We start from the raw sequence: 23,518 nt of genomic DNA, 5'->3' as shown, positions 1-23,518 counted from the left end.
AGTCCCTGAGTGAAATAACAACAGGGAATATTATTATGCGACGCTGCAACGGATTTTTGATTTCTGGCATCGCCCTTACGGCAGGAGCGCCTCTGTGTATTAGCTGGTTTGGCCTTGTCGGCTTCTATTTTGGCGTATTGTCACTGGTAGTTGCAGCGGTCATTTCGTGGATAGTCTATTTCTGGCTCATTTACTTAGTACTCACCCGCCCCCATAACCAACGTTTTGTCGAAAGATTTGTATTGATTGTCGGTATTTGCTTTTTTCCGTGGAGCATTGTGCTGATATGGGCATTCTTTGCCAGTTCATCCAGAGCGCATAATCAACACGCAGATCAGATTAAAAACTCAACAAATAACGGTTAATCCCGCCTACGCAACCGTTTTCCTTGCTCTCTTTCCGTGCTATTCTCTGTGCCCTCTAAAGCCGAGAGTTGTGCACCACAGGAGTTTTAAGACGCATGTCTTCCCGCAATAATCCGGCGCGTGTCGCCATCGTGATGGGGTCCAAAAGCGACTGGGCTACCATGCAGTTCGCCGCCGAAATCTTCGAAATCCTGAATGTCCCGCACCACGTAGAAGTGGTATCTGCTCACCGCACCCCTGATAAACTGTTCAGCTTCGCTGAAAGCGCCGAAGAGAACGGTTATCAGGTGATTATTGCGGGCGCTGGCGGCGCAGCGCACCTGCCAGGCATGATTGCCGCAAAAACGCTGGTGCCGGTGCTGGGCGTACCAGTACAGAGCGCCGCACTGAGCGGTGTCGATAGCCTCTACTCCATCGTGCAAATGCCGCGCGGCATTCCGGTGGGTACGCTGGCGATTGGTAAAGCGGGCGCGGCAAACGCGGCGTTACTGGCAGCACAAATTCTTGCTACTCATGATAAAGAACTGCACCAGCGTCTGAATGACTGGCGCAAAGCCCAGACCGACGAAGTACTGGAAAACCCGGACCCGCGAGGTGCGGCATGAAACAGGTTTGCGTCCTCGGTAACGGGCAGTTAGGCCGTATGTTGCGCCAGGCAGGCGAACCGTTAGGCATTGCTGTCTGGCCGGTCGGGCTGGACGCTGAACCGGCGGCGGTGCCCTTTCAACAAAGCGTGATTACCGCTGAGATCGAACGCTGGCCAGAAACTGCATTAACTCGCGAGCTGGCGCGCCATCCGGCCTTTGTGAACCGCGATGTATTCCCGATTATTGCCGATCGCCTGACTCAGAAGCAGCTTTTCGACAAACTTCACCTACCGACCGCGCCGTGGCAGTTACTTGCCGATCGCAGCGAGTGGCCTGCGGTGTTTGATCGTTTAGGTGAGCTGGCGATTGTTAAGCGTCGTATTGGTGGCTATGACGGTCGCGGTCAATGGCGTTTACGCGCCGATGAAACTGAACAGTTACCGGCTGAATGCTACGGCGAATGTATTGTCGAGCAGGGCATTAACTTCTCTGGCGAAGTGTCACTGGTTGGCGCGCGCGGCTTTGATGGCAGCACAGTGTTTTATCCGCTGACGCACAACCTGCATCAGGACGGTATTTTACGCACCAGCGTGGCTTTCCCGCAGGCCAATGCACCGCAGCAGGCGCAGGCCGAAGAAATGCTGTCAGCGATTATGCAGGAACTGGGTTATGTCGGTGTGATGGCGATGGAGTGTTTTGTCACCCCGCAAGGTCTGTTGATCAACGAACTGGCTCCGCGTGTGCATAACAGCGGTCACTGGACGCAAAACGGTGCCAGCATCAGCCAGTTTGAGCTGCACCTGCGGGCGATTACCGCTCTGCCGTTACCGCAACCGGTGGTTAATAGCCCGTCGGTGATGATCAACCTGATTGGTAGCGATGTGAACTATGACTGGCTGAAACTGCCGCTGGTGCATCTGCACTGGTACGACAAAGAAGTACGCCCAGGTCGTAAAGTGGGGCATCTGAATTTGACCGACAGCGACACATCGCGTCTGACCGCGACGCTGGAAGCATTAATCCCACTGCTGCCGCCGGAGTATGCCAGCGGCGTGATTTGGGCGCAGAGTAAGTTCAGTTAACCTGGTGCTCATATTCTTGCCGGATGCGGCGTGAACGCCTTATCCGGCCTACCGATCCGGCACCAATTGTAGGCCTGATAAGATGCGCCAAGCATCGCATCAGGCACAAATGCCTACGACGACAACGAAATACAGGTTCCCGCCTCGCCCGCCAGCGTCTCTTCAATTCGCGATAACGCACCAATCCACGCGGGTTTACCACGGCTTCTGACATAACCACTCACCGCCGTCACCTTCGGCCCCATCGAACCATCGGCTTTGGCAAATGGCGCTAACTCATCCGGTGTGGCATGGCGAATGGCGCGTTGCTGTGGCGTTCCCCAGTTTTCATATACCGCATCAGCATCGGTGAGGATCACCAGCCCATCGGCATTAATCTGCCTGGCGAGCAACGCAGCGGCGAGATCTTTATCAATCACCGCTTCACTCCCAGCTCCGTCATCCGTCACCGGAACACCGCCGCCGCCACTACAAATCACCACATGCCCCTCTTTGAGCAACAACTCAATGGCTTCGCTGTCGAGAATTTTACGCGGTTGTGGAGATGCCACCACCCGGCGCAAGTATTTACCGTCGCGTTTCATCTGCCAGCCATATGCCGTTTCCAGCGACTCTTGCTCTTCCGGCTGATAAACCGGACCGATAAACTTCTCTGGCTGCGAAAATGCCGGATCATCAGGTGAAACTTCAATGCGCGTCAGCACCGTCGTCACCGGTGGCATCTGCGGCTGTGCGCTCAAACTCTGCGCCAGCATATAGCCAATCATCCCCTGGCTTTCCGCCACCAGCACATCCAGCGGATACGGTTCCACCTCTTTCCACGCCAGATTCTGTAACGCCAGCAGCCCCACCTGCGGCCCGTTGCCGTGAACAATCGCCAGCCGATAAGAACGCGCCAGACGTGCCAGCGCGGGTACAGCACTGGCAATATTGCGATATTGATTTTCTGCCGTCAGCGCCTCACCGCGCTGGAGTAAGGCGTTGCCCCCAAGAGCTACAACCAGTGTTTTCATGGTGTTCCTTGTAATAATTGTTGACCAAGCCAGAACCCCAGCAGCGTATCTGCCCCTGACGTATGCCCCAGCGCCAACAGCGAATCAATTGCTGCTTCGATACGTTTCGGGCAACTCAGAGCATGAACAAAGTGCAGGAGTGGCGAGGCGAAATAGCCTTGGGCGGCGTAACGCAAATAACTAACGCTCACCGCCGTGGTAACGCGTTGAAGATTGTCGGAACAGGCAAAAAACGGGCGACCGGAGCGCGCATCTAAAGCGCCATAATACCAGGCCGCCAGCAGCATTCCGCTCAGCGTGTCATCATGACTTGGCGTTAATCCCGGACCTTTGCCCAGCCAGTGCCGCCAGTCGGTCTTAACGCCATTGAGTGCGGTCTGAAAACAGTGACGAAACTGGCGCAATTCAGCGGGTAGCGGATCGCTTAGCGCCAACACCAGTGGCCCAAAAAGCCCGGTTTCCTCCGCGCGTTGCATCCATGCAGCGGCAAGCGGTTGAGGATGCGCAGGCGGCGTAATACGTAGCAAACAATAACGCTGTGGCTGTTTAACCGTAAAACGCCCGAGGCAAATCCCTTGAGCCACAACTTGCGGTCGTTCATTGCCACGTAATCCACCGCATAACGCATCGAATTGCGCGCGGCGAAGCACCCATCCTCCGGGGCCGAAACCACTTCCCTGACGATGCAGCGTTAACAGTTCGCCGCTTTCCGTCAGCAGATTAATCGCCCGCCGCCAGACGCCCGCTAACCGCCAGGACTGGCGATAGTCTGGTGCGCTACGACTGGCAAGCAGAGGATGGATGATCGTCATCGCGCGTTCCTCAACCAATACCCATACTTTCAGCCAGGGCTTCCAGCGCCTGTTCAAAGCAGGCCAGCGGTGCCCGTACAGTGCCTGCCCCTATCTGCCCGATCCCCGCTTCTTTATGGGCGATACCAGTATTGATGAGCGGCGTAATGCCGGTTTCCACAACGCGACGAATATCCAGCCCCAGACATGCGCCCTGGAAATCCCAGCCGGGGATCGGCAACTGCATATTGCGTTCAAGGAAGATTTCCGCCATCTCTTCAGATACCGTTCTTGCAGCCTCCACGCCACCCGCACCGACAAAACGCGTTACGCCTGGGGCGGCGATCATTGCCGCTCCACCGATACCAAAGGTTTCGGTAATCGCGCTATCGCCCATATCCGGATTCGCCTGCTCCTGCGAGAAGCCGGAGAAAAACAGACCTTGTGGAGTGTTAACTGGCGCAGTAAACCAGCGATCGCCCAGACCGCTTACCCGAATCCCAAACATATTGCCGTTGCGGGTCATTGCCGTAACGATGCTGCCCGCGCGGATCATCGCACCTGCATCCATCGCCACCTTGCAATAGGCCATCGCGAGATTGAGGAAGAACTGATCGGTCACGCTAAGGAAGTCCATCACCTCCGCGATTTGCTGTTTATCGTGATCGAGACGGGCGATTTGCGGTGCCAGCGCACGCATCAACAGTGCTGAGGAAGCAATGTTGCGTTGATGGAACTCATCGCCCATCGTAATGCCCTGCGCCATCATCGTGGTGAGATCGATACCATGCTCTATGCGCCCCAGCGCGGCGCTTAATACTGGCATCAACACATCGCGCATCCAGCGATGGCGAGTCAGAACATCTTCGCCATAGGCACCGAAACGCATCACTTTGCCGATACCTTCGTTGAGGTTGCAATACGCCCGGTTACCGTCGGTCACATTCTCAACCACCAGCATCGGCATACTGGCAGAGGTAATACCGCCCATTGGCCCGACAGCATTCACATGGTGGCAAGGAATGAAGTTCACTTCCCCCTGCTCCAGCATCGCCAAAGCCTGCGCTTCATCTTTTGCCCAGCCTTCAAACAGACATGCGCCCACGCACGCTCCTTTCATTGGCCCGGTCATCTCCTGCCAGCGCATCGGTGGCCCGGCGTGAAGCAGTGTTTTACCCTGATTTAACGCGCTAATGAGTGAAGAAGCCGGTTGCACATCCAGCCAGTGTGGACGAGCGCGACGAATTTGTTCGATAACCGCAGTATTGGCTTGCGCCACTGATGTAAACATGGGAACCCCTTATTGCAAACGTTCTAATAAACGAGCCAGTTTTTTATTGCCGCCAGCGACTGGCACCCATTGGTAATGCACTACCGGTTTGCTGGCACTTTGAAGATCCAGCGCAAAACTGCGTAACCCGGCGTTAATCACAGCGACGTTTTTCAGTAATGATGGAGTGTATTTATGCGTGGCTGGCGAAAGCGGATGAATCAGCGCCGCCGCCAGCAACGTGGCTTCAGGCAGTGAACTGACCACCGCGATCCCCGCATCTTCCAGTGTGGCAATTTGTTGCGAACGGCATTGCGGGTCACGTTCAGTACCCGTCACCGTGGCAATGGCATACAGAGGTTGACTATCTGGACGGGCGTCACAGGCTTGTTGCCATGCGCTTACCAGCGATGCGGCAGGATCGGCAGTCGCACCAAAACCAATCACCACATCGAGTAGCAATACACGCACTTGTGGTTTAGCACCGAGATCGGCAATCAACAGATTACGTAACGTCGGGTCGATCATCGGATGGGGACGCCCGACGGTGTAGAAATCATCGCCCAGATCGAGGATCTGGTGACCATCAGCGTCCAGCATCATGCCGTGATGATGGGCATCGTCGGCTGGCACGCCCAGATGTCCGGCGAGTAATCCCGCCGCTTCGGCTGCCAGCGTACCGCCGGTATACAAGCCGCAAATAAATCCACTGCTGGCCGGAGCTATCGCGTTACGTCGCGCTGTAACGCGTGAAAGCAGGCAAGCCAGACGCGCGGCATCATCCAGCGAGGAGGCAAACCACACATTCTCGTCACGAGTCGCCGTCGGGGTATAACCTAAAAACAGCGCCACCGTCGGTTTGCCGGTTACTTTCATGGCATTAACAATTTTCAGGCGCACGGCTTCGGCTGGCGGTTTTGAGACAAACGCCAGCACTTCGCTTTTCTCGTCTGCACTGAGCATTTCCAGCGCCGTCAGCGCACTGATGCCGCCCACTTCACGGCTGAGATCGCGCCCGCCCAGACCAATTGCGTGGGAGATCCCCTCCCCTGCCAGCGCAATCTGCGAGCACAATTCCTGGATCCCTGTACCAGAAGCGCCAATGACACCAATATTGCCTTCCGGCATCACATTAGCGAAAGCCAGCGGCGTAGAGGCAATCATCGACGTACCGCAATCCGGCCCCATCACCAGCAAGTCTTTTTCCCGCGCATGAGTTTTGAGTTGGATTTCGTCTTCCAGCGTGACGTTATCGGAGAACATCATCACGTTGAGGTTGCGATCCAGCGCCTGATTAGCCAGTTCCGCCGCGTACTCACCCGCCACTGAAATCAGCGCCAGATTAGCGTCGGGTAATTTCTGACAGGCGCTATCCCAGCGGCGCACCTGCGTTAACGCCTCGCTGCTGACCGTCCCCTGCGCCAGTTGCTTTAACGCCTCTTCAAGCTGCTGCATAATCGCCTGCGCGATCCCCGCATCCGCCGCTTCGCTACGAATTGCCACGCAAATATCGTTCGGCGTGGCGTTATTAAAATCGTCATGCCAGAAACCTGTAGTCTCTAATAACGCTTTATTAGCGGGCGTACCCATCATTACGGAAACATCATCAACATTTTCTGATTCGCTGAGTTTTCGTGAAATAATCATTAAACTGACCGAATCCTGAAAACACCCTTTTTTAATAAAGGCGTGGATCATAACAACTCCTTAAAAATTGCGCCCATGGCAATTGCACGAGCAGTATTAATGTGTCAATTACGGTATCGTCGGTCGATGGTAAATAAGGTGATAAACATCACACAGAGATTATTAGTAAAATAAATCAAATAACCGCCAGAGCATTACGTGTTATTTTTTAACAAGCGACGTAATTTTAAAAATCAGATTAAAAACAGGCGGATTATCAAATAAATTCTAACTATATTTTTTTGCCTGTCTGGATCACATAATCCAGATATTTTCCCTGTATGTTAATTGCAGTCATGCTTCACACCGTCGTTAAAAAGGAAGACAGATGAAAATCAGTCGGGAAACACTCCACCAGCTAATTGAGAATAAACTCTGCCTGGCTGGGTTAAAACGTGAGCACGCTGCAACCGTTGCTGAAGTATTGGTTTACGCCGATGCCAGAGGGATCCACTCTCATGGCGCGGTACGCGTGGAATACTACGCAGAACGCATTTCAAAAGGCGGCACTAACCGCGAACCGGCATTCCGTCTTGAGGAGACAGGGCCGTGCTCGGCAATTTTACATGCCGACAACGCCGCCGGGCAGGTTGCCGCAAAAATGGCTATGGAACATGCCATCAAAACCGCCCAACAAAATGGCGTTGCCGTGGTCGGCATTAGCCGGATGGGGCACAGCGGTGCAATCTCTTATTTTGTGCAGCAGGCAGCTCACGCCGGATTAATTGGCATTTCGATGTGTCAGTCCGATCCCATGGTGGTGCCATTTGGTGGGGCGGAAATTTACTACGGTACTAACCCACTGGCCTTTGCCGCGCCGGGAGAAAGTGACGAGATCCTTACCTTTGATATGGCGACTACCGTACAGGCATGGGGGAAAGTACTCGACGCGCGCTCGCGCAATATGTCTATTCCGGAGACCTGGGCGGTCGATAAAAACGGAGCACCAACAGCCGATCCATTCTCGGTTAACGCCCTGCTGCCCGCTGCCGGACCGAAAGGTTATGGCCTGATGATGATGATTGATCTGCTTTCAGGCGTGTTACTCGGTTTACCGTTCGGGCGTCAGGTCAGTTCAATGTATGACGATTTACACGCCGGACGTAATTTGGGGCAATTACATCTGGTAATTAATCCTGACTTTTTCTCCTCCAGCGAATTATTCCGACAACATCTTAGCCAGACCATGTGCGAATTAAATGCCATTACCCCCGCGCCCGGTTTTAGCCAGGTTTATTATCCCGGACAGGATCAAGATATTAAACAACGCAAAGCCGCCGTCGAAGGTATCGAGATTGTTGATGATATTTACCAGTATTTAATTTCCGACGCGCTTTATAACACGTCATATGAAACGAAAAATCCCTTTGCACAATAATAATTGAGACAGGACTTTCCTATGATCACACATTTTCGCCAGGCCATAGAAGAAACGCTGCCCTGGCTTTCCTCTTTTGGCGCAGACCCAACGGGTGGAATGACCCGTTTACTTTATTCGCCGGAATGGCTGGAAACCCAGCAACAATTCAAAAAAAGAATGGCCGTCAGCGGGCTGGAAACACATTTCGACAAAGTGGGGAATTTATACGGCCGCCTGAGCGGCACCGAATACCCACAGGAAGTGGTTCTGAGCGGTTCGCATATCGATACCGTTGTTAACGGCGGTAACCTTGACGGGCAATTCGGCGCACTGGCGGCGTGGCTGGCAATTGACTGGCTGAAAACGCAATACGGCGCGCCGCTGCGTACAGTCGAAGTGGTGGCGATGGCAGAAGAAGAAGGCAGCCGCTTCCCATATGTCTTCTGGGGCAGTAAAAACATTTTCGGTCTGGCGAATCCTGACGATGTGCGGAATATCTGTGATGCCAAAGGCAACAGCTTCCTTGATGCGATGCTCGCCTGCGGATTTGCCCTGCCGAACGCGCCGCTACCACCACGCGAGGACATCAAAGCCTTTGTCGAACTGCATATTGAACAAGGCTGTGTGCTGGAAAGTAATGGTCAATCAATTGGCATCGTGAATGCAATTGTCGGGCAACGTCGCTACACGGTGACGCTGAACGGCGAATCAAACCATGCAGGCACCACGCCGATGGGCTATCGTCGTGATACGGTCTACGCGTTCAGTCGCATTTGCAATCAAGCGGTTGAAAAAGCGAAAAAGATGGGCGATCCGCTGGTGCTCACCTTTGGCAAGGTGGAGCCGCGCCCGAATACGGTGAATGTGGTGCCGGGGAAAACCACTTTCACTATTGATTGTCGCCATACTGACGCCGCCGTGTTGCGTGATTTCACCCAACGGTTAGAAAACGACATGCGGGCGATTTGCGATGAAATGGATATCGGTATTGATATCGATTTATGGATGGATGAAGAACCCGTGCCAATGAACAAAGAACTGGTCGCCACCCTGACGGAGCTGTGCAAGAAGGAAGCCCTGAACTATCGGGTAATGCACAGCGGTGCCGGACACGACGCGCAAATTTTCGCGCCTCGCGTGCCGACCTGCATGATTTTCATTCCCAGCATTAACGGGATCAGCCATAACCCGGCGGAACGCACCAATATTAACGACCTTGCCGAAGGGGTCAAAACGTTGGCACTCATGCTTTATCAACTTGCCTGGCAGAAATAAGGAGTCATAAATGGGATATTTAAATAACGTCACGGGTTACCGCGATGATTTACTGGCTAACCGCGCGATTGTGAAACACGGTAATTTCGCACTGTTAACCCCAGACGGCCTGGTGAAAAATATTATTCCGGGCTTTGAAAATTGTGACTCGACGATCCTGTCTACACCAAAGCTGGGCGCTACGTTTGTCGATTATCTGGTCACGCTGCATCAAAACGGCGGTAATCAGCAGGGTTTCGGCGGCGATGGGATAGAAACTTTCCTGTATGTGATTTCTGGAAATATCACTGCCGAAGCTGAAGGGAAAAAATTTGACTTAAGCGAAGGTGGGTATCTGTATTGCCCCCCAGGTTCCTTAATGACGTTTGTTAATTCCCAGACCGAAGACAGCCAAATCTTCTTATATAAGCGCCGTTATATTCCGGTAGAAGGCCATGCGCCGTGGCTGGTTTCTGGCAATGCAAATGAACTGGAACGTATTCACTATGAAGGTATGGACGATGTGATCCTGCTGGACTTCCTGCCAAAAGAGTTAGGCTTTGATATGAACATGCATATCCTCTCTTTTGCGCCAGGTGCCAGCCACGGTTATATCGAAACCCACGTTCAGGAACACGGTGCCTATATTCTTTCCGGTCAGGGGGTTTATAACCTCGACAATAACTGGATCCCAGTGAAAAAAGGCGATTACATCTTTATGGGCGCATATTCCTTGCAAGCCGGTTATGGCGTAGGGCGCGGTGAAGCGTTTAGTTATATTTATTCGAAAGATTGCAACCGCGACGTTGAGATTTAATTAATACCACTCTCGCTGAGATTTTTATTTTAGCTATGTTGGATTTCGCCACGGTTTATACCGTGGCTTTTTTTTTTCGCAACATTACCTGATGCGCTTCACTTATCAGGCCTACATGATAATTTTCGCGATTTCCAGGACGGAACCGGCATACACAACACGCACGTTGTCAGTAATCTGAACGGATGCGATATGAACCGCATCCACTTTATTAAGGTAAAAATCAGAGTTTAATTCCCTGACCTATTTTAATGGCACAGGCAATATTCCGCGCGCTGTTAAAGAGATTGGTTTCACCACTGGCGAGCACTTCGGCTAAAGGTGCCAGCCGCGGCAGTATACTGAAAACAGCATCGATACCATATTGATGCACCACTTCCACGCCATCACCCAATACGCCAGCAATCCCAATCACCGGGACATTTAATTTCTTCGCCACTGACGCCACACCCAGCGGCGCTTTACCGCCTGCCGTTTGTGAGTCAATGCGCCCCTCACCGGTGATCACCAGCGCCGCACCTTGCACCGCCTGCGCAAGATTGACCGCATTTAACACAATATCAATACCCGGTTTGATATCCGCATTGAGAAACACTGCCGCCGCAATGCCCATTCCGCCCGCTGCGCCGCCACCTGCCATCTGGCAGACGTTAATTTCAGTTTGCTGTTGTAAAACACGGGCGTAATTTTGCAGCCCCTGCACCAGCTCTTCGACCATTTCCGGCGTTGCCCCCTTTTGTGGGCCAAACACCGTAGCCGCACCGCGTGCCCCTACCAGCGGGTTATCGACATCGCACGCGACTTCGATATGGCAGCTCACCAGACGCGGATCGCGCTCCTCTATCTCAATGCTTGCCACACGGGCTAAATTACCGCCATTTGCCGCCAGCACCAGACCATCAGCATCGAGAAAACGCACACCGAGTGCCTGCGCCATGCCCATGCCGCCGTCTACCGTCGCGCTGCCGCCAATGCCGAGAATAATATGACGAATGCTGTTATCAAGCGCATGGCGAATTAACTCACCGGTGCCATAACTTGACGCCAGTAGCGGATTACGCTTTTCAGGTGCGACCAGCATCAGGCCACTTGCCGCCGCCATCTCGATCACCGCCGTTTTCCCATCCCCAGTAATGCCATAAAAAGCATTCACTTTTTCGCCCATCGGTCCACAGACTTCATGCGTCACGATTTTGCCGCCCGTCGCAGCAACCATCGCATCAACCGTCCCCTCTCCACCATCCGCTATCGGCAAACAGATATAGTGCGCATCGGGAAAGAGGGTCGAAAATCCAGCTTTAATTGCCTGACAACATTTTTCTGCACTTAAGCTCTCTTTAAAAGAGTCTGGCGCAATGACAATTTTCATTATTAATCCTTTTTCAACAAATTATTCGATGCGTTCCCACGGAATTAGATTATCCATAAGAACAGCCAGTAAAATTCCGACCAGTAGGCCGTTACTGAGTAGAGGACGAAGCGTTAATGGAAGATCTTGCAGATACACAGGCGGTAATGCCATTAAAAATATGCCGATAAATAACGGCAATGCGAGGCGATAAATATTGCGAGCGGTAAAAGTTATTTGCTGGCTAAATACCAGAGCAGAAAAGAGCAGCGGTAGATAAGAAACCAGCATAACCGCGCTACTCACCGGTAATGGAATACTACAGAACAGTCGTGTAAGTGCAGGAATCAGCGCCACCAGCAGACAAATAACGCTGCCATAAATAAACGAGCGTCGCGAGTAATCGCCAGTCTGGGTTAATAAACCAATTGATGAAACAAACGGCGAGAATGGAATTACCGACAACGGTACGGTTATCAAGGTCATAAATCCGGTCACCACAAAGCTGCGACGATAACGCGCATTCCCCGCGCCCTGTTGCGGATAAAAAACATCTGTACCGCGAATCGCACCGTAGGTATTACTGATATTAACCAGACCGGTAATCACCGCCGTCAGAATAATTCCCGGTGACAACGTGCCACCACTGCCGAGCGGGAACCACTGCCAGTGCAACTCACCGGAAAGCGAATGCGAGGACGAAAAGCAAAAATGCCATAACAACCACCCGGTTATCGTGCCGACCAGCAAGCCGTAACGGGAAAAACGTTGCGGCAGAAAGATAATCATCGCCAACACCAGGCACATTACCGCCACCGAGAGCGCGAACGGCGGTAACTGAATTTTAAAATCAGGATCGGCTATGCCAAACGGCAGCCCGAGCATACCTTTAAAAAAGATGCTGGTCAGTTGTGCGCCAAGCATCAGCATAAACAGCACCATCACCGTCGGGGTAAATAACCGCGCCAGGCGATGACCTAAGCCACTAACACCAATCATTATTGTCAGTACGCCGGAGAGCGCAATTCCCACCGCCAGACTGGTGGCGATATCGTTGATCGGTGTACCGCGCGACGCTTCTCCGAGGGTGATGGTGAGGATGGTTCCCCACCACAGGCCCCCCGGCCCTTCCATAATTGCGCGACGATGACCGCAGAATGCCTGAGCAAAGCAGGCCAGCGCGGTAGAGAGAAAAGCATATTGGGTGAGCGTAAGCAGGCTACTTTGCGGCAACTGAAAAGCCGAAAGCAACGTAGGAGGAACCACAACGGTGTTGCAAAAAATAAAGAAAAACCACTGAAACCCTGATAACAGGCTTTCGCGGCTGACTACAAAATTGAACATAAACACACCTTAACCGGAGAATGCCCGCACGCGGCGGGCATTGCAGGGGCCAGATTACTGCTGATGTTTAAGGATAAATTGACCTTTAGGCGCAACAGGGAAGCCCTGTTCGATGTCGTAAATCACATCACCACGTAAGATGGTTTTCGTGATACGCGCGCCAATGGTACGGCCAACATACGGGCTGACTTTGTGGCGATATTCCAAATCGTCATTGGTAAGAACATAGCTGCTATTCGGCTGAATGAAGACGAAGTCGGCATCTTTTCCTGGGGCGATACGACCTTTTTGCTGCAAACCGAAAATATCCGCCGCATTGGTGGCCATTAATTTGCCGAACATGGCCAGAGACATACCACGTTTCTGTACCGCTTCATCGAACATCACGTCCATGCAGCTTTGCAGACCAGCGATACCGCCCCATGCTTTCATGATGTTACCGGCTTTCATTTCAGGAGGGCATGGAGAGTGGTCAGAAACCAGGCAGTCGATTTCACCGTTGAACAGTTTTTCCCACATGCCGTTCTGGTTTTCCAAATCGCGGATCGGCGGTGAACACTTCGCCAGAGTGCCTATTTCTTCAAACTGATCGGTATCCAGCACAAAGTAATGCGGGCAGGATTCACAGGTAACGTCCTGACCTTCCTGACGCGCACGAGTCACTTCTTCAACACCTTCCGGGCTGCTGATGTGGCAAACGTGCAGACGGCAACCGGCAACTTTTGCCAGATACAGTACGCGGCGAATCGCTTCCACTTCCGTAAATACCGGGCGCGAAGCGACATAGTCATGCGCGGTTACGCGGCCTTCACGCTTCGCTTCTTCGCCCAGTTCGTCACAGATCAGCGCGTTTTCGCAGTGCACCAGCACCGGCTGACCCAGTTCGCCCAGCTTCTGCGCGCCTTTGAAGAACTGCCAGTCATTGACGTCACGGAAGTCATTGTCGATACCGCGATCGCCACAGGTTGCGACGAAGCATTTGAAGCCGACAACGCCCACTTCATCCAGCTCATGCAGACGGTCGATGTTGTAAGACACCAGGCCACCGAGTTGTGCCGCATCGATAGTCAGCTTGCCTTTAGCGGCATCAAACTTCAGTTCAATAGAAGCGCGGTCAACGGTAGCTGGCAACTGGTTGAGCGGCATTTCGATCATGGTGGTAATACCGCCTTTTGCCGCTGCGCGAGTGCCGGTTTCATAACCTTCCCAGTGGCTGCGACCTGGCTCAGAAATATGGGTGTGCGCATCAACCATGCCCGGAGAGACCACCAGACCAGACGCATCCATAATTTCTTTTGCATCGCCCAGCTCCTGACCGATAGCGGCAATTTTTCCGCCTTTAACGGCGATATCTACAACGCGAGCTTCATTTTCTAAAATGACAGTGCCGTTTTTAATAATTAAATCAAAAGACATAACAAACTCCTTGTGAAATACAGATTGGTTTTTTAACTCAATGTTCAATATCGGGATTAATTAACCTGTGACTTTTTGTTCTCCTGTTTTTTCTATTGCTGTGCGTTTTTTTAATAAAGCGTAAGCCGCAAAGGCGACGATAACGCCGACAAACCATGAAATTCGAGATAATGGTTCCATGAGCGGAATAAATTTACCGCCGAGAGATAAAATAACCGCCACCAGAGTTACTGAGAACGCGGTAAGGTTAAAGCCGTTATCGTAGTATTTAAAATCACCGGATGCGGTATACAATTCATCAAGATTAATTTGCCCACGCATGACCACGAAATAGTGAGCCATCATCACACCAATTACCGGCCCCAGCATTCCGCCGATAATATCGAGGAACAGATAAATACTGTCCTGATTTTCCATTAATTTCCACGGGCAGATCAGCAGGCTGATAATACTGGCAATCAGTACGCCGTTTTTATAGGTCAGTTTCGTCGGTGCAATAGCAGCAATCTGATAACCGGCCGGAATAATATTACCGGTGGCGTTAGTCGAAATGGTCGTCATCAGAATAACCAGTACCGCAAAGAATGAGGCGAACAGGCTGTCCCAACGTTGAACAATATCCAGCACGTTCCAGGTATCAGCGCCGTAATGAATACTGGCTCCGGCAATAATACTTACCCCAGCAACCGCAAACAGAATATAGGCCACGACCAGACCCAGCGTTTGCCCCAGCGCCTGCTCACGAAACGAGTGGGCGTTTTGCGTAAAGTCAGATGCGCTTACCGCCGGTGCTGCCCAGACCGCAACCACCGCGTTTATCACCACCAGGAACAGGAAACCACTGTTTTCTGCTTTCTGTACACCACTGGGGATGTAGTCGAGGATTGGACCGATCCCAACCAACGAAATCGCCCAAATCGCCATGCCACCGAAAACGATATAGATGCACGGGTTAAGAATGGCGGTGAATTTATTTAAAACTTTGCCGCCACCGAAGCCAATTCCAACGTTAACCAGCCAAAAAAACAAGAAGGTAATCAGGCCGGGTAGAGAAAGTCCTAACAGAGTGAAATCACCACCGAGAGTTAAAAACCCCGGCCAGATTTTGCCAATCAGGATCAAGCAGGCCAGTGACCCCGCGTAGCATTGCAGGCCAAACCACATGATAGCGGCAATACCACCTCTTAATAATCCGGGAAACAGTGCGCCACGTACACCGTAAGAAGCACGCAGGATCATGGCAAATGGTACGCCGTATTTACTGCCCGCCGCACCGTTTAATACCATTACCGCTGCAATAAAAAAGGCACTAAGGATAATTGCCAGCATAATACTAAAGGTAGACAAGCCGAGAATAAAAAAGCCACCTACCATTACGTAGTTGGGAACGTTATGTACCGACCCCATCCATAAGGTAAAATAGTTAAATGTTTTCCAGGTCCGCTGGTTTTGCGTTTTCGGTAATAGATCTTCGCTATAGCCACGTTGCTGGAATAGTTTTCTCTGATGTTCCATAAATCCCTCTTAATTTCACGTATTGAATAACGCTGTTTTAATCTAGCTATGAGGAACTAATAAAATAAAAAATAGATTTAATACTGAAGCAACATCGTTGGCTGCTTTCTTTTTTACTGCAGGCCGAATCAATTATTTGATATCGGCCATTATTTATTGCGGGCATCGTAGCTTCATCAGCCATGATGCTCATTTATCAGGCCAGTTTATGATTCGCCATTAATTCCAGCGCCTGCACTAACGCAGAGTGATCCAACTGGCTGCCGCCGTTTGCTGCACAGGTATTAAATAATTCCTGGCAGGTCGCGGTGTTTGGCAGATTCAGCGCCAGCGCTTTCGCACTTTGTAGCGCCAGGTTGAGATCTTTCTGGTGCAGAGCGATTTTGAAGCCCGGATTAAAGGTGCGTTTAATCATACGCTCTCCGTGAACTTCCAGAATGCGCGAGGAGGCAAAGCCGCCCATCAACGCCTGACGCACACGCACAGGATCAGCACCGGCTTTCGAAGCAAACAACAGGGCTTCAGAAACCGCTTCAATATTGAGCGCCACGATAATCTGGTTCGCCACTTTGCAGGTTTGACCGTCGCCGTTACCGCCCACGAGGGTGATATTTTTACCGAGCAGTTCAAACAGCGGTTTCACGCGTTCAAATACCGCTTCGTCACCGCCAACCATAATTGACAACGTCCCTTCACGCGCGCCAATTTCACCGCCGGAAACGGGCGCATCGAGATAATCACCACCCAGTTCATTTACCTGACGAGCAAAACGTTTAGTTTCAATCGGTGAAATAGAACTCATATCAACAATGGTTTTGCCCTTCAGCGCAGCTTTAGTACAGCCATTGTCACCAAACAGAACCTCTTCAACGTGCGGCGTATCCGGCACCATAATAAAAATGATGTCGGCAGCGTCCGTTACCTGGCGCGCGGTTTCGACATTAACGGCACCGAGTGACAGTAATTCATCAGCAACCGGTCCAATGGTTGTGACATGTAATTGATGACCGGCACGCGCCAGATTAATGGCCATCGGGGTGCCCATAATGCCTAAGCCAATAAATCCCAGTTTCATAATTAACCTCTTTTAAATGTCGCCATTCCTGAATTCAGACAACACGATCCCCTGCCGATGTTGCGGCCTAAAAAAGCATTGTCTGAACAGCGTTACGTTTTAACGGTACGGTTCCATCCAGCGTAAACCGGCTTCCGTAGTGGTTTGGGGTTTATATTCACACCCAACCCAACCGTTGTAGTCAGAATTTTCAATTACCGTAAAGAGATAATCGTAATTAATTTCTCCGGTTCCTGGTTCGCCGCGATGTGGATTATCAGCGATTTGCAGATGACCAATTTTATCGGCCCATTGGGTTATGGTATTGGTTAATTCACCTTCCATCCGTTGCATATGATAAATGTCATACTGGATTTTTACATTGCAGCAGCCAACATCTTCAATCAGTTTCAGTGCCTGCTGAGTTCCGGTGAGATGAAAACCAGGAATATCGAAATGGTTGATTGGCTCAATCAATAATAAAATATCTTCTTTCATCAGCATATTCGCGGCATAACGCAGATTTTCCACAAGCGTTGCGTGAATCTGTTCACTGCTGAAGCCTGCTGGTGTTTTCCCGACCAGACAGTTAACTTTTTTATTACCCAGCGCACGGGCATAACGAATCGCTGCTGCTACGCCATCACGAAACTCTTCTTCACGTCCTGGAATACAGGCAATACCCCGCTCGCCTGCCGCCCAGTCACCCGCCGGTAAATTATGCAGCGTATGTTCAAGTTTATTACTCGCCAGTACCTGTTTTAATTCTTCAATGTCGTAGTCATAAGGAAACATAAATTCAACACCGCGAAAACCACACTGAGCGGCTTTCTCAAAACGGCTGAGAAAATCATATTCGCCAAATAACATCGATAAATTAGCAGAGAAACGTAACATTATTTATCTCCCTTATTCATAGTGCATGAAACAGGTTTCCGTCGGTGCGTCCACTGCGTTATCCGCAATATCTTCAAATTCCATGACGTTATCCAGTTCACTGCCCATCGAAATATTAGTCACACGCTCCAGCATAATTTCCACTACCACCGGAACACGGTACTGATTCATTAAGGCTTTCGCCTGTTCAAAGGCCGGAGCAATATCTTCCGGTTTGAAGACGCGAATGGCTTTACAACCTAAACCTTCCGCTACTTTCACGTGGTCAACGCCATAACCGTTCACATCACTGGAGTTAATATTTTCGAACGCGAGCTGTACGCAGTAATCCATATCAAATGCACGCTGCGACTGGCGAATCAGACCGAGATAGGCGTTATTGACCAGCACATGGATGTACGGAATGTTGAACTGTGCGCCAACGGCTAACTCTTCAATCAGGAACTGGAAGTCGAAGTCACCGGAAATCGCCACCACATTACGCTCTGGATCAGCCGCACACACGCCCAGCGCCGCCGGAATGGTCCAGCCCAGCGGGCCTGCCTGACCACAGTTGATCCAGTGACGGTCTTTAAAGACATGCAGCATTTGTGCAGCGGCAATTTGCGACAGACCAATAGTGGTGACATAGCAAACATCGCGTCCAAAGGCTTTGTTCATCTCTTCATACACGCGCTGCGGTTTCACCGGCACGTTGTCGAAGTGGGTTTTGCGCAGCAGAGTGCGTTTGCGCTGCTGGCACTCTGCAACCCACTCTTTACGACAAGGCAGACGCCCGGCTTTTTGCATCTCCTGCGCCACTTCAACCAGCAGCATCAGCGCCGCTTTAGCGTCAGAGACAATACCCAGATCCGGACACAGCACGCGGCCAATTTGTGTCGGCTCAATATCGATGTGGACGATTTTGCGCCCTTCGGTGTATTTCTCTACCGAACCGGTATGACGGTTGGCAAAACGGTTACCAATACCAAACACCATGTCGGACGCCAGCAACGTTGCGTTACCGTAGCGATGCGCGGTTTGCAGCCCCACCATCCCGGCCATCAGTTCGTGATCGTCCGGAATACAGCCCCAGCCCATCAGCGTTGGGATCACCGGAACACTGGTCAGTTCAGCAAACTGTTGTAACAGCGCCGCGGCATCGGCGTTGATTACCCCGCCCCCGGCAACAATCACCGGACGTTCGGCCTGAATTAACATTTCTACCGCTTTTTCGATCTGCATACGGCTGGCAGCAGGTTTGTAGGCCGGCAGCGGTTCGTACATGTCAGGATCAAACTCGATTTCCGCAACCTGAACGTCGAACGGTAAATCCACCAGTACCGGACCCGGACGACCAGAACGCATCAGGTGAAATGCCTGTTGCAGCACACGAGGCACCAGCGCCGCTTCACGTACAGTAACCGCCATTTTACTGACCGGTTTGGCGATAGCTTCGATATCCACCGCCTGGAAATCTTCTTTATGCAGACGAGCGCGCGGAGCCTGACCGGTAATGCACAAAATAGGAATGGAATCAGCAGAAGCAGAATAGAGCGCGGTGATCATATCAGTGCCCGCCGGACCGGAAGTCCCCAAACAAACGCCGATATTCCCTGCCGTTGCGCGGGTATAGCCTTCAGCCATGTGCGACGCACCTTCTACGTGACGCGCCAGGATGTGACGAATACCGCCGTGCTTACGCATCGCTGAATAGAAAGGGTTGATTGCTGCTCCCGGAACGCCGAAGGCGGTGGTGATACCTTCTTTCTCCAGCACATACATTGCCGCGTCAACGGCTCTCATTTTTGCCATTTTATTCCTACCTCTATTAATTGGAAAAATTTTCCAACTTTCATTTTTTGTCAAAAAAACCCGCTCCGCAGAGCGGGATGCGACAGACACTATGGATGTGCTTTCAGTCCCAACGCCGTACTAATATCGCGGGCGGTGTCTCTGACCAGCTCACCCTGGCTGACAAAACGATCTTCTGTCAGTCGTGATGAAGGCCCGGAGATAGAGATAGCGGCAACAACACTACCTACATCGTCGTAAATTGCTGAAGCTATGCAATTCAGGCCTACAACATGCTCTTCTTTATCTACGGTATAGCCCAGTTCACGCGCTTGTTCCAGGTCCTTCAGCAAGGTGGGCATATCCACAAGCGTCGTTGGCGTAAACTGCTGCAAACCGGTTTGCAGGATGATGCTCATCAGCTCCTCTTCCGCCAGCGGATAAAGCAGCGCCTTGCCTGCGCCGGAAGCATGTAACGGCAGACGACTGCCCAGCGGCGCGCACATCCTGACCATCGATTTACACTCTAACTGACCAATTAAAACCGCTTCATTGCCGTTACGAATTGCGACATTGACCGTCTCGCCGGAAAGCAACATCAGGCGGCGCATAAACGGCCCGGCAACGGAGAGGACATCGCGGTTATGGATATACGCCGCGCCGACGTTAAAGACACCTAATCCTATATGCCACCAGCCTAACTGACTGTCCTGATAGACAAAATCCGCTGCCTGTAAAACCTTCAGCAAGCGAAAGGTCGTTGAGAGCGGCAAATCCAGATTGAGAGAAATATCGCTAACCGATGAACTTCCCCCACTTTTTTCCAGATATTGCAGGATCGCAATTCCCCGTTCTAACGCCTGTGCGCCCTTCTGTGCCACAGGCTCTGCCTGTCCTGGCCTGCCGCGCCGTCTAACTTCCGTCATACCTACGTTAACTCCGACCTACAAGTGAGCATAAACAATGAACAATTAGTTTATCTTATGCAAGTCGGTTCCAGGCGTCACGCAAAACAGAGTTCCTGTTCAGGAATACTTTCGACATCACAGTTGTCACTGCCGCCGCGATCGATGGTCAGAAAATCGGTAACCTGCTGCCAGGCGAAAAGCGGATGGTGCCAGACATTACGATGGTAATTCACCCCCTGCTCACCGTTGGTGATAAACGCCCGCAGCGTTGACAGATCTGGGGTTTCATCACCTGACGCCACGACCACCACAAACGCTTCCCCTTTCAACGGAATAAATGCCTGGGTGCCCAACGGATGGCGTTCGAGTTCGTGGATGGTCAGCGGCAGATTCGCCGGTTGCGCGCGGTTAATGCTGATAAGCGTCCGGTCTTGCTCAAGAATCTCAACGAGCGCCAAATCGTGATAACGCTCCACCAGTCCATTGTTTATATGGAAAAAATCCCGTTGCTGCGTTTCGATAACGTCGCCATAAGCACTGAAGGCTTCCTGACTTAACGGTAATACCTGAAGTTTCATCTTTTTGTCCTTGTAACATAATTCCGTTCAACCACCGCCGACCGGTCAGCCAGGTTTCAATAACAGGCAATCTAAAACCTTAAGAGAACAACATCAATACAAAAGTTGGAATATTTTTCCAAAACAAGATTTAGTCCACAAATCACGCAGGGTTATCATGTGAAAATACAGGTAAATCAAAGGACAAGAAAATCATGCAACTTGCTGATTTAAAATGGGATACCTGAAGATGTTTGATCCAGAAACCTTGCGAACTTTTATTGCTGTTGCTGAAACAGGAAGTTTTTCAAAAGCGGCTGAACGATTATGTAAAACCACGGCGACTATCAGTTATCGCATTAAACTTCTGGAAGAGAATACCGGGGTGGCGTTGTTTTTCCGCACGACTCGCAGCGTGACGTTGACAGCGGCAGGCGAGCATCTGCTTTGTCAGGCCAGAGACTGGCTGAGCTGGCTGGAAAGTATGCCCAGCGAGCTGCAACAGGTGAATGATGGCGTGGAACGCCAGGTGAATATCGTCATCAACAACCTGCTCTACAATCCCCAGGCCGTCGCCCAACTGCTGGCGTGGCTGAATGAACGTTATCCCTTTACCCAGTTTCACATCTCCCGACAAATCTATATGGGTGTCTGGGATTCGCTATTGTACGAAGGCTTTTCCCTGGCTATCGGCGTCACGGGGACCGAAGCACTGGCAAATACTTTTAGCCTTGATCCTTTAGGTTCGGTGCAATGGCGCTTTGTTATCGCGGCGGATCATCCGCTGGCGAACGTTGAAGAGCCGCTAACAGAAGCGCAGTTACGGCGCTTTCCGGCGGTCAATATTGAAGACAGCGCCCGAACCTTAACCAAACGCGTCGCCTGGCGTTTGCCGGGACAAAAGGAAATTATTGTTCCTGATATGGAAACGAAAATCGCCGCCCATCTGGCGGGCGTTGGCATTGGTTTTTTGCCAAAATCACTTTGCCAGTCGATGATTGATAATCAACAACTGGTCAGCCGGGTCATCCCGACGATGCGCCCTCCTTCGCCATTAAGTCTGGCATGGCGCAAGTTTGGCAGCGGCAAAGCGGTGGAAGATATTGTGACCTTGTTTACCCAGCGCAGGCCGGAAATCAGCGGTTTTTTAGAAATTTTCGGCAACCCACGTAGTTAAAAATCAAGTTTCCTTGCGCGTTGGCGCGTAAAATAGCGCGCAAGCTGATTTGAGGTTCACTTTTTACTATGCAAGAGAGATACACGGAACAGGACTATCGTGCCCTGCTGATTGCTGATACGCCAATTATTGATGTTCGTGCCCCCATCGAGTTTGAGCAAGGCGCAATGCCCGCCGCTATCAACCTGCCGTTAATGAATAACGATGAACGCGCCGCCGTTGGCACCTGCTATAAACAGCAAGGATCAGAGGCGGCGCTGGCGTTGGGGCATAAACTGGTGGCGGGTGAAATTCGTCAGCATCGCATGGACGCCTGGCGGGCAGCGTGCCTGCAAAATCCACAAGGTATTCTCTGCTGCGCCCGCGGCGGTCAACGTTCACATATTGTGCAACGCTGGCTGCATGACGCAGGGATTGATTATCCGCTGGTGGAAGGCGGTTATAAGGCACTGCGCCAAACCGCGATTCAGGCGACCATTGAACTGTCAAAAAAACCGATAGTGCTGATTGGCGGTTGTACCGGCAGCGGCAAAACGCTGTTAGTGCAACAGCAACCGAACGGTGTTGATCTGGAAGGGCTGGCGCGCCATCGTGGTTCTGCTTTTGGTCGCACGTTACAACCACAACTTAGCCAGGCGAGTTTTGAAAACCTGCTGGCCGCCGAAATGCTAAAAACCGACGCCCGTCAGGATCTGCACCTGTGGGTGCTGGAAGATGAAAGCCGGATGATTGGTTCAAATCACCTTCCGGAATGTCTGCGCGAGCGAATGACCCAGGCGGCGATTGCGGTGGTGGAAGACCCGTTTGAGATCCGTCTTGAACGCCTGAACGAAGAGTATTTCCTGCGTATGCATCATGATTTTACCCATGCATATGGTGAAGAACAGGGCTGGCAAGAGTATTGCGAGTACCTGCATCATGGGCTTTCAGCAATTAAACGTCGGCTGGGATTACAGCGCTATAACGAACTGGCAGCACGGCTGGATGCGGCGCTGACAACGCAACTCGCAACCGGCAGCACCGACGGTCATATGGCCTGGCTGGTGCCGCTGCTTGAAGAGTATTACGACCCGATGTATCGCTATCAGCTTGAGAAAAAAGCGGAAAAAGTTGTCTTTCGCGGTGAGTGGGCGGAAGTGATGGAGTGGGTGAAGGCGCAGTGATGGGCGGCATTCTGTGCGCGTTGTTCATGCCGGATGCGGCGTAAACGCCTTATCCGGCCTACATTTTGCCCGTAGACCGTAGGCCTGATAAGACGCGCAAAGCGTCGCATCAGGCATCAGTGCACAGCTACCGGATGCGGC

General features: G+C 51.6%; 21 protein-coding genes. 8 read left to right on the top strand and 13 right to left on the bottom strand.

The window, feature by feature from the left end; genetic code table 11:
* Positions 1 to 35: 35 nt before the first annotated feature.
* The 3 genes from A31E_RS19555 to purK all read left to right on the top strand — a co-directional run bounded on the left by A31E_RS19555 (position 36) and on the right by purK (position 2,034).
* Positions 36 to 365, top strand: coding sequence for a hypothetical protein (locus A31E_RS19555; RefSeq protein WP_016248438.1), 330 nt, complete (start codon positions 36 to 38; stop codon positions 363 to 365).
* A gap of 95 nt (positions 366 to 460) precedes the next feature.
* Positions 461 to 970 carry a 5-(carboxyamino)imidazole ribonucleotide mutase gene (gene purE / locus A31E_RS19560; protein ID WP_001295318.1) on the top strand — a complete coding sequence of 170 codons (510 nt, stop codon included), beginning with the start codon at positions 461 to 463 and terminating at the stop codon, positions 968 to 970.
* The gene (purK, locus tag A31E_RS19565; protein WP_016248437.1) at positions 967 to 2,034 is read left to right on the top strand and encodes a 5-(carboxyamino)imidazole ribonucleotide synthase; all 1,068 of its coding nucleotides are present in this window, start codon (positions 967 to 969) and stop codon (positions 2,032 to 2,034) included. Before purE ends, purK begins: the two co-directional genes overlap by 4 nt.
* 113 nt (positions 2,035 to 2,147) lie before the next feature.
* On the opposite strand, the gene A31E_RS19570 is transcribed toward purK, so the two are convergent.
* From A31E_RS19570 to A31E_RS19585, 4 genes are read right to left on the bottom strand one after another with little or no spacing between them, the layout of a single operon-like run.
* Entirely contained in the window at positions 2,148 to 3,047 is a 900-nt protein-coding gene (locus tag A31E_RS19570) for a carbamate kinase (RefSeq protein ID WP_000855393.1), read from the bottom strand.
* Positions 3,044 to 3,859 (bottom strand): oxamate carbamoyltransferase subunit AllH family protein, encoded by an 816-nt coding sequence (locus tag A31E_RS19575; protein WP_001515929.1) that lies wholly within the window; start codon positions 3,857 to 3,859, stop codon positions 3,044 to 3,046. The genes A31E_RS19570 and A31E_RS19575 overlap by 4 nt, the downstream gene beginning before the upstream one ends.
* Positions 3,860 to 3,869: 10 nt before the next feature.
* Positions 3,870 to 5,129 (bottom strand): YlbE family protein, encoded by a 1,260-nt coding sequence (locus A31E_RS19580; RefSeq protein ID WP_016248436.1) that lies wholly within the window; start codon positions 5,127 to 5,129, stop codon positions 3,870 to 3,872.
* 9 nt (positions 5,130 to 5,138) lie between these two features.
* Positions 5,139 to 6,806, bottom strand: a complete 1,668-nt coding sequence (locus tag A31E_RS19585) for an acyl-CoA synthetase FdrA (protein ID WP_016248435.1) — start codon at positions 6,804 to 6,806, stop codon at positions 5,139 to 5,141.
* Between the two features lie 316 nt (positions 6,807 to 7,122).
* On the opposite strand from A31E_RS19585, the gene allD reads away from it, so the two are divergent.
* From allD to allE, 3 genes are read left to right on the top strand one after another with little or no spacing between them, the layout of a single operon-like run.
* Positions 7,123 to 8,172, top strand: a complete 1,050-nt coding sequence (gene allD / locus A31E_RS19590) for an ureidoglycolate dehydrogenase (protein WP_001515927.1) — start codon at positions 7,123 to 7,125, stop codon at positions 8,170 to 8,172.
* Positions 8,173 to 8,193: 21 nt separating this feature from the next.
* Positions 8,194 to 9,429 (top strand): allantoate deiminase, encoded by a 1,236-nt coding sequence (allC, locus tag A31E_RS19595; RefSeq protein ID WP_010380095.1) that lies wholly within the window; start codon positions 8,194 to 8,196, stop codon positions 9,427 to 9,429.
* A 10-nt stretch (positions 9,430 to 9,439) separates the two neighbouring features.
* A complete protein-coding gene (gene allE, locus A31E_RS19600) occupies positions 9,440 to 10,225 on the top strand; it encodes a (S)-ureidoglycine aminohydrolase (protein ID WP_000540973.1) in 786 nt (261 codons plus the stop codon).
* Positions 10,226 to 10,448: 223 nt separating this feature from the next.
* On the opposite strand, the gene glxK is transcribed toward allE, so the two are convergent.
* From glxK to allA, 9 genes are all read right to left on the bottom strand, one after another.
* Positions 10,449 to 11,594, bottom strand: a complete 1,146-nt coding sequence (glxK, locus tag A31E_RS19605; RefSeq protein WP_016248434.1) for a glycerate 3-kinase — start codon at positions 11,592 to 11,594, stop codon at positions 10,449 to 10,451.
* Between the two features lie 21 nt (positions 11,595 to 11,615).
* Positions 11,616 to 12,917 (bottom strand): uracil/xanthine transporter, encoded by a 1,302-nt coding sequence (locus tag A31E_RS19610; RefSeq protein WP_016248433.1) that lies wholly within the window; start codon positions 12,915 to 12,917, stop codon positions 11,616 to 11,618.
* A gap of 54 nt (positions 12,918 to 12,971) precedes the next feature.
* Complete coding sequence (allB, locus tag A31E_RS19615) at positions 12,972 to 14,333, bottom strand: allantoinase AllB (RefSeq protein WP_000006909.1); 1,362 nt, start codon at positions 14,331 to 14,333, stop codon at positions 12,972 to 12,974.
* 60 nt (positions 14,334 to 14,393) lie between these two features.
* Positions 14,394 to 15,848 carry an allantoin transporter gene (locus tag A31E_RS19620; protein ID WP_000401079.1) on the bottom strand — a complete coding sequence of 485 codons (1,455 nt, stop codon included), beginning with the start codon at positions 15,846 to 15,848 and terminating at the stop codon, positions 14,394 to 14,396.
* Between the two features lie 196 nt (positions 15,849 to 16,044).
* Positions 16,045 to 16,923 (bottom strand): 2-hydroxy-3-oxopropionate reductase, encoded by an 879-nt coding sequence (glxR, locus tag A31E_RS19625; protein WP_016248432.1) that lies wholly within the window; start codon positions 16,921 to 16,923, stop codon positions 16,045 to 16,047.
* Positions 16,924 to 17,022: 99 nt separating this feature from the next.
* Positions 17,023 to 17,799 carry a hydroxypyruvate isomerase gene (gene hyi, locus A31E_RS19630; RefSeq protein ID WP_000943579.1) on the bottom strand — a complete coding sequence of 259 codons (777 nt, stop codon included), beginning with the start codon at positions 17,797 to 17,799 and terminating at the stop codon, positions 17,023 to 17,025.
* 12 nt (positions 17,800 to 17,811) lie between these two features.
* On the bottom strand, positions 17,812 to 19,593 hold the full coding sequence (gcl, locus tag A31E_RS19635) for a glyoxylate carboligase (protein WP_001515920.1): 1,782 nt from the start codon (positions 19,591 to 19,593) through the stop codon (positions 17,812 to 17,814).
* Positions 19,594 to 19,682: 89 nt separating this feature from the next.
* On the bottom strand, positions 19,683 to 20,498 hold the full coding sequence (allR, locus tag A31E_RS19640; protein ID WP_000141275.1) for an HTH-type transcriptional repressor AllR: 816 nt from the start codon (positions 20,496 to 20,498) through the stop codon (positions 19,683 to 19,685).
* A gap of 77 nt (positions 20,499 to 20,575) precedes the next feature.
* Positions 20,576 to 21,058, bottom strand: a complete 483-nt coding sequence (gene allA, locus A31E_RS19645) for an ureidoglycolate lyase (protein WP_000776381.1) — start codon at positions 21,056 to 21,058, stop codon at positions 20,576 to 20,578.
* A gap of 229 nt (positions 21,059 to 21,287) precedes the next feature.
* Between allA and allS the strand changes: the two genes are divergently transcribed.
* Together allS and mnmH are read left to right on the top strand one after the other, a co-directional pair.
* Positions 21,288 to 22,214 carry an HTH-type transcriptional activator AllS gene (gene allS, locus A31E_RS19650; RefSeq protein ID WP_000460115.1) on the top strand — a complete coding sequence of 309 codons (927 nt, stop codon included), beginning with the start codon at positions 21,288 to 21,290 and terminating at the stop codon, positions 22,212 to 22,214.
* Positions 22,215 to 22,282: 68 nt separating this feature from the next.
* Positions 22,283 to 23,377: a tRNA 2-selenouridine(34) synthase MnmH gene (gene mnmH, locus A31E_RS19655; RefSeq protein WP_001158163.1), complete on the top strand. Its 1,095-nt coding sequence runs from the start codon at positions 22,283 to 22,285 to the stop codon at positions 23,375 to 23,377.
* The last annotated feature ends 141 nt before the right edge of the window (positions 23,378 to 23,518 follow it).

Source organism: Escherichia sp. KTE159 (assembly GCF_000408805.1).
GTDB lineage: Bacteria > Pseudomonadota > Gammaproteobacteria > Enterobacterales > Enterobacteriaceae > Escherichia > Escherichia marmotae.
This window is presented reverse-complemented; position numbering and strand designations above follow the sequence as displayed.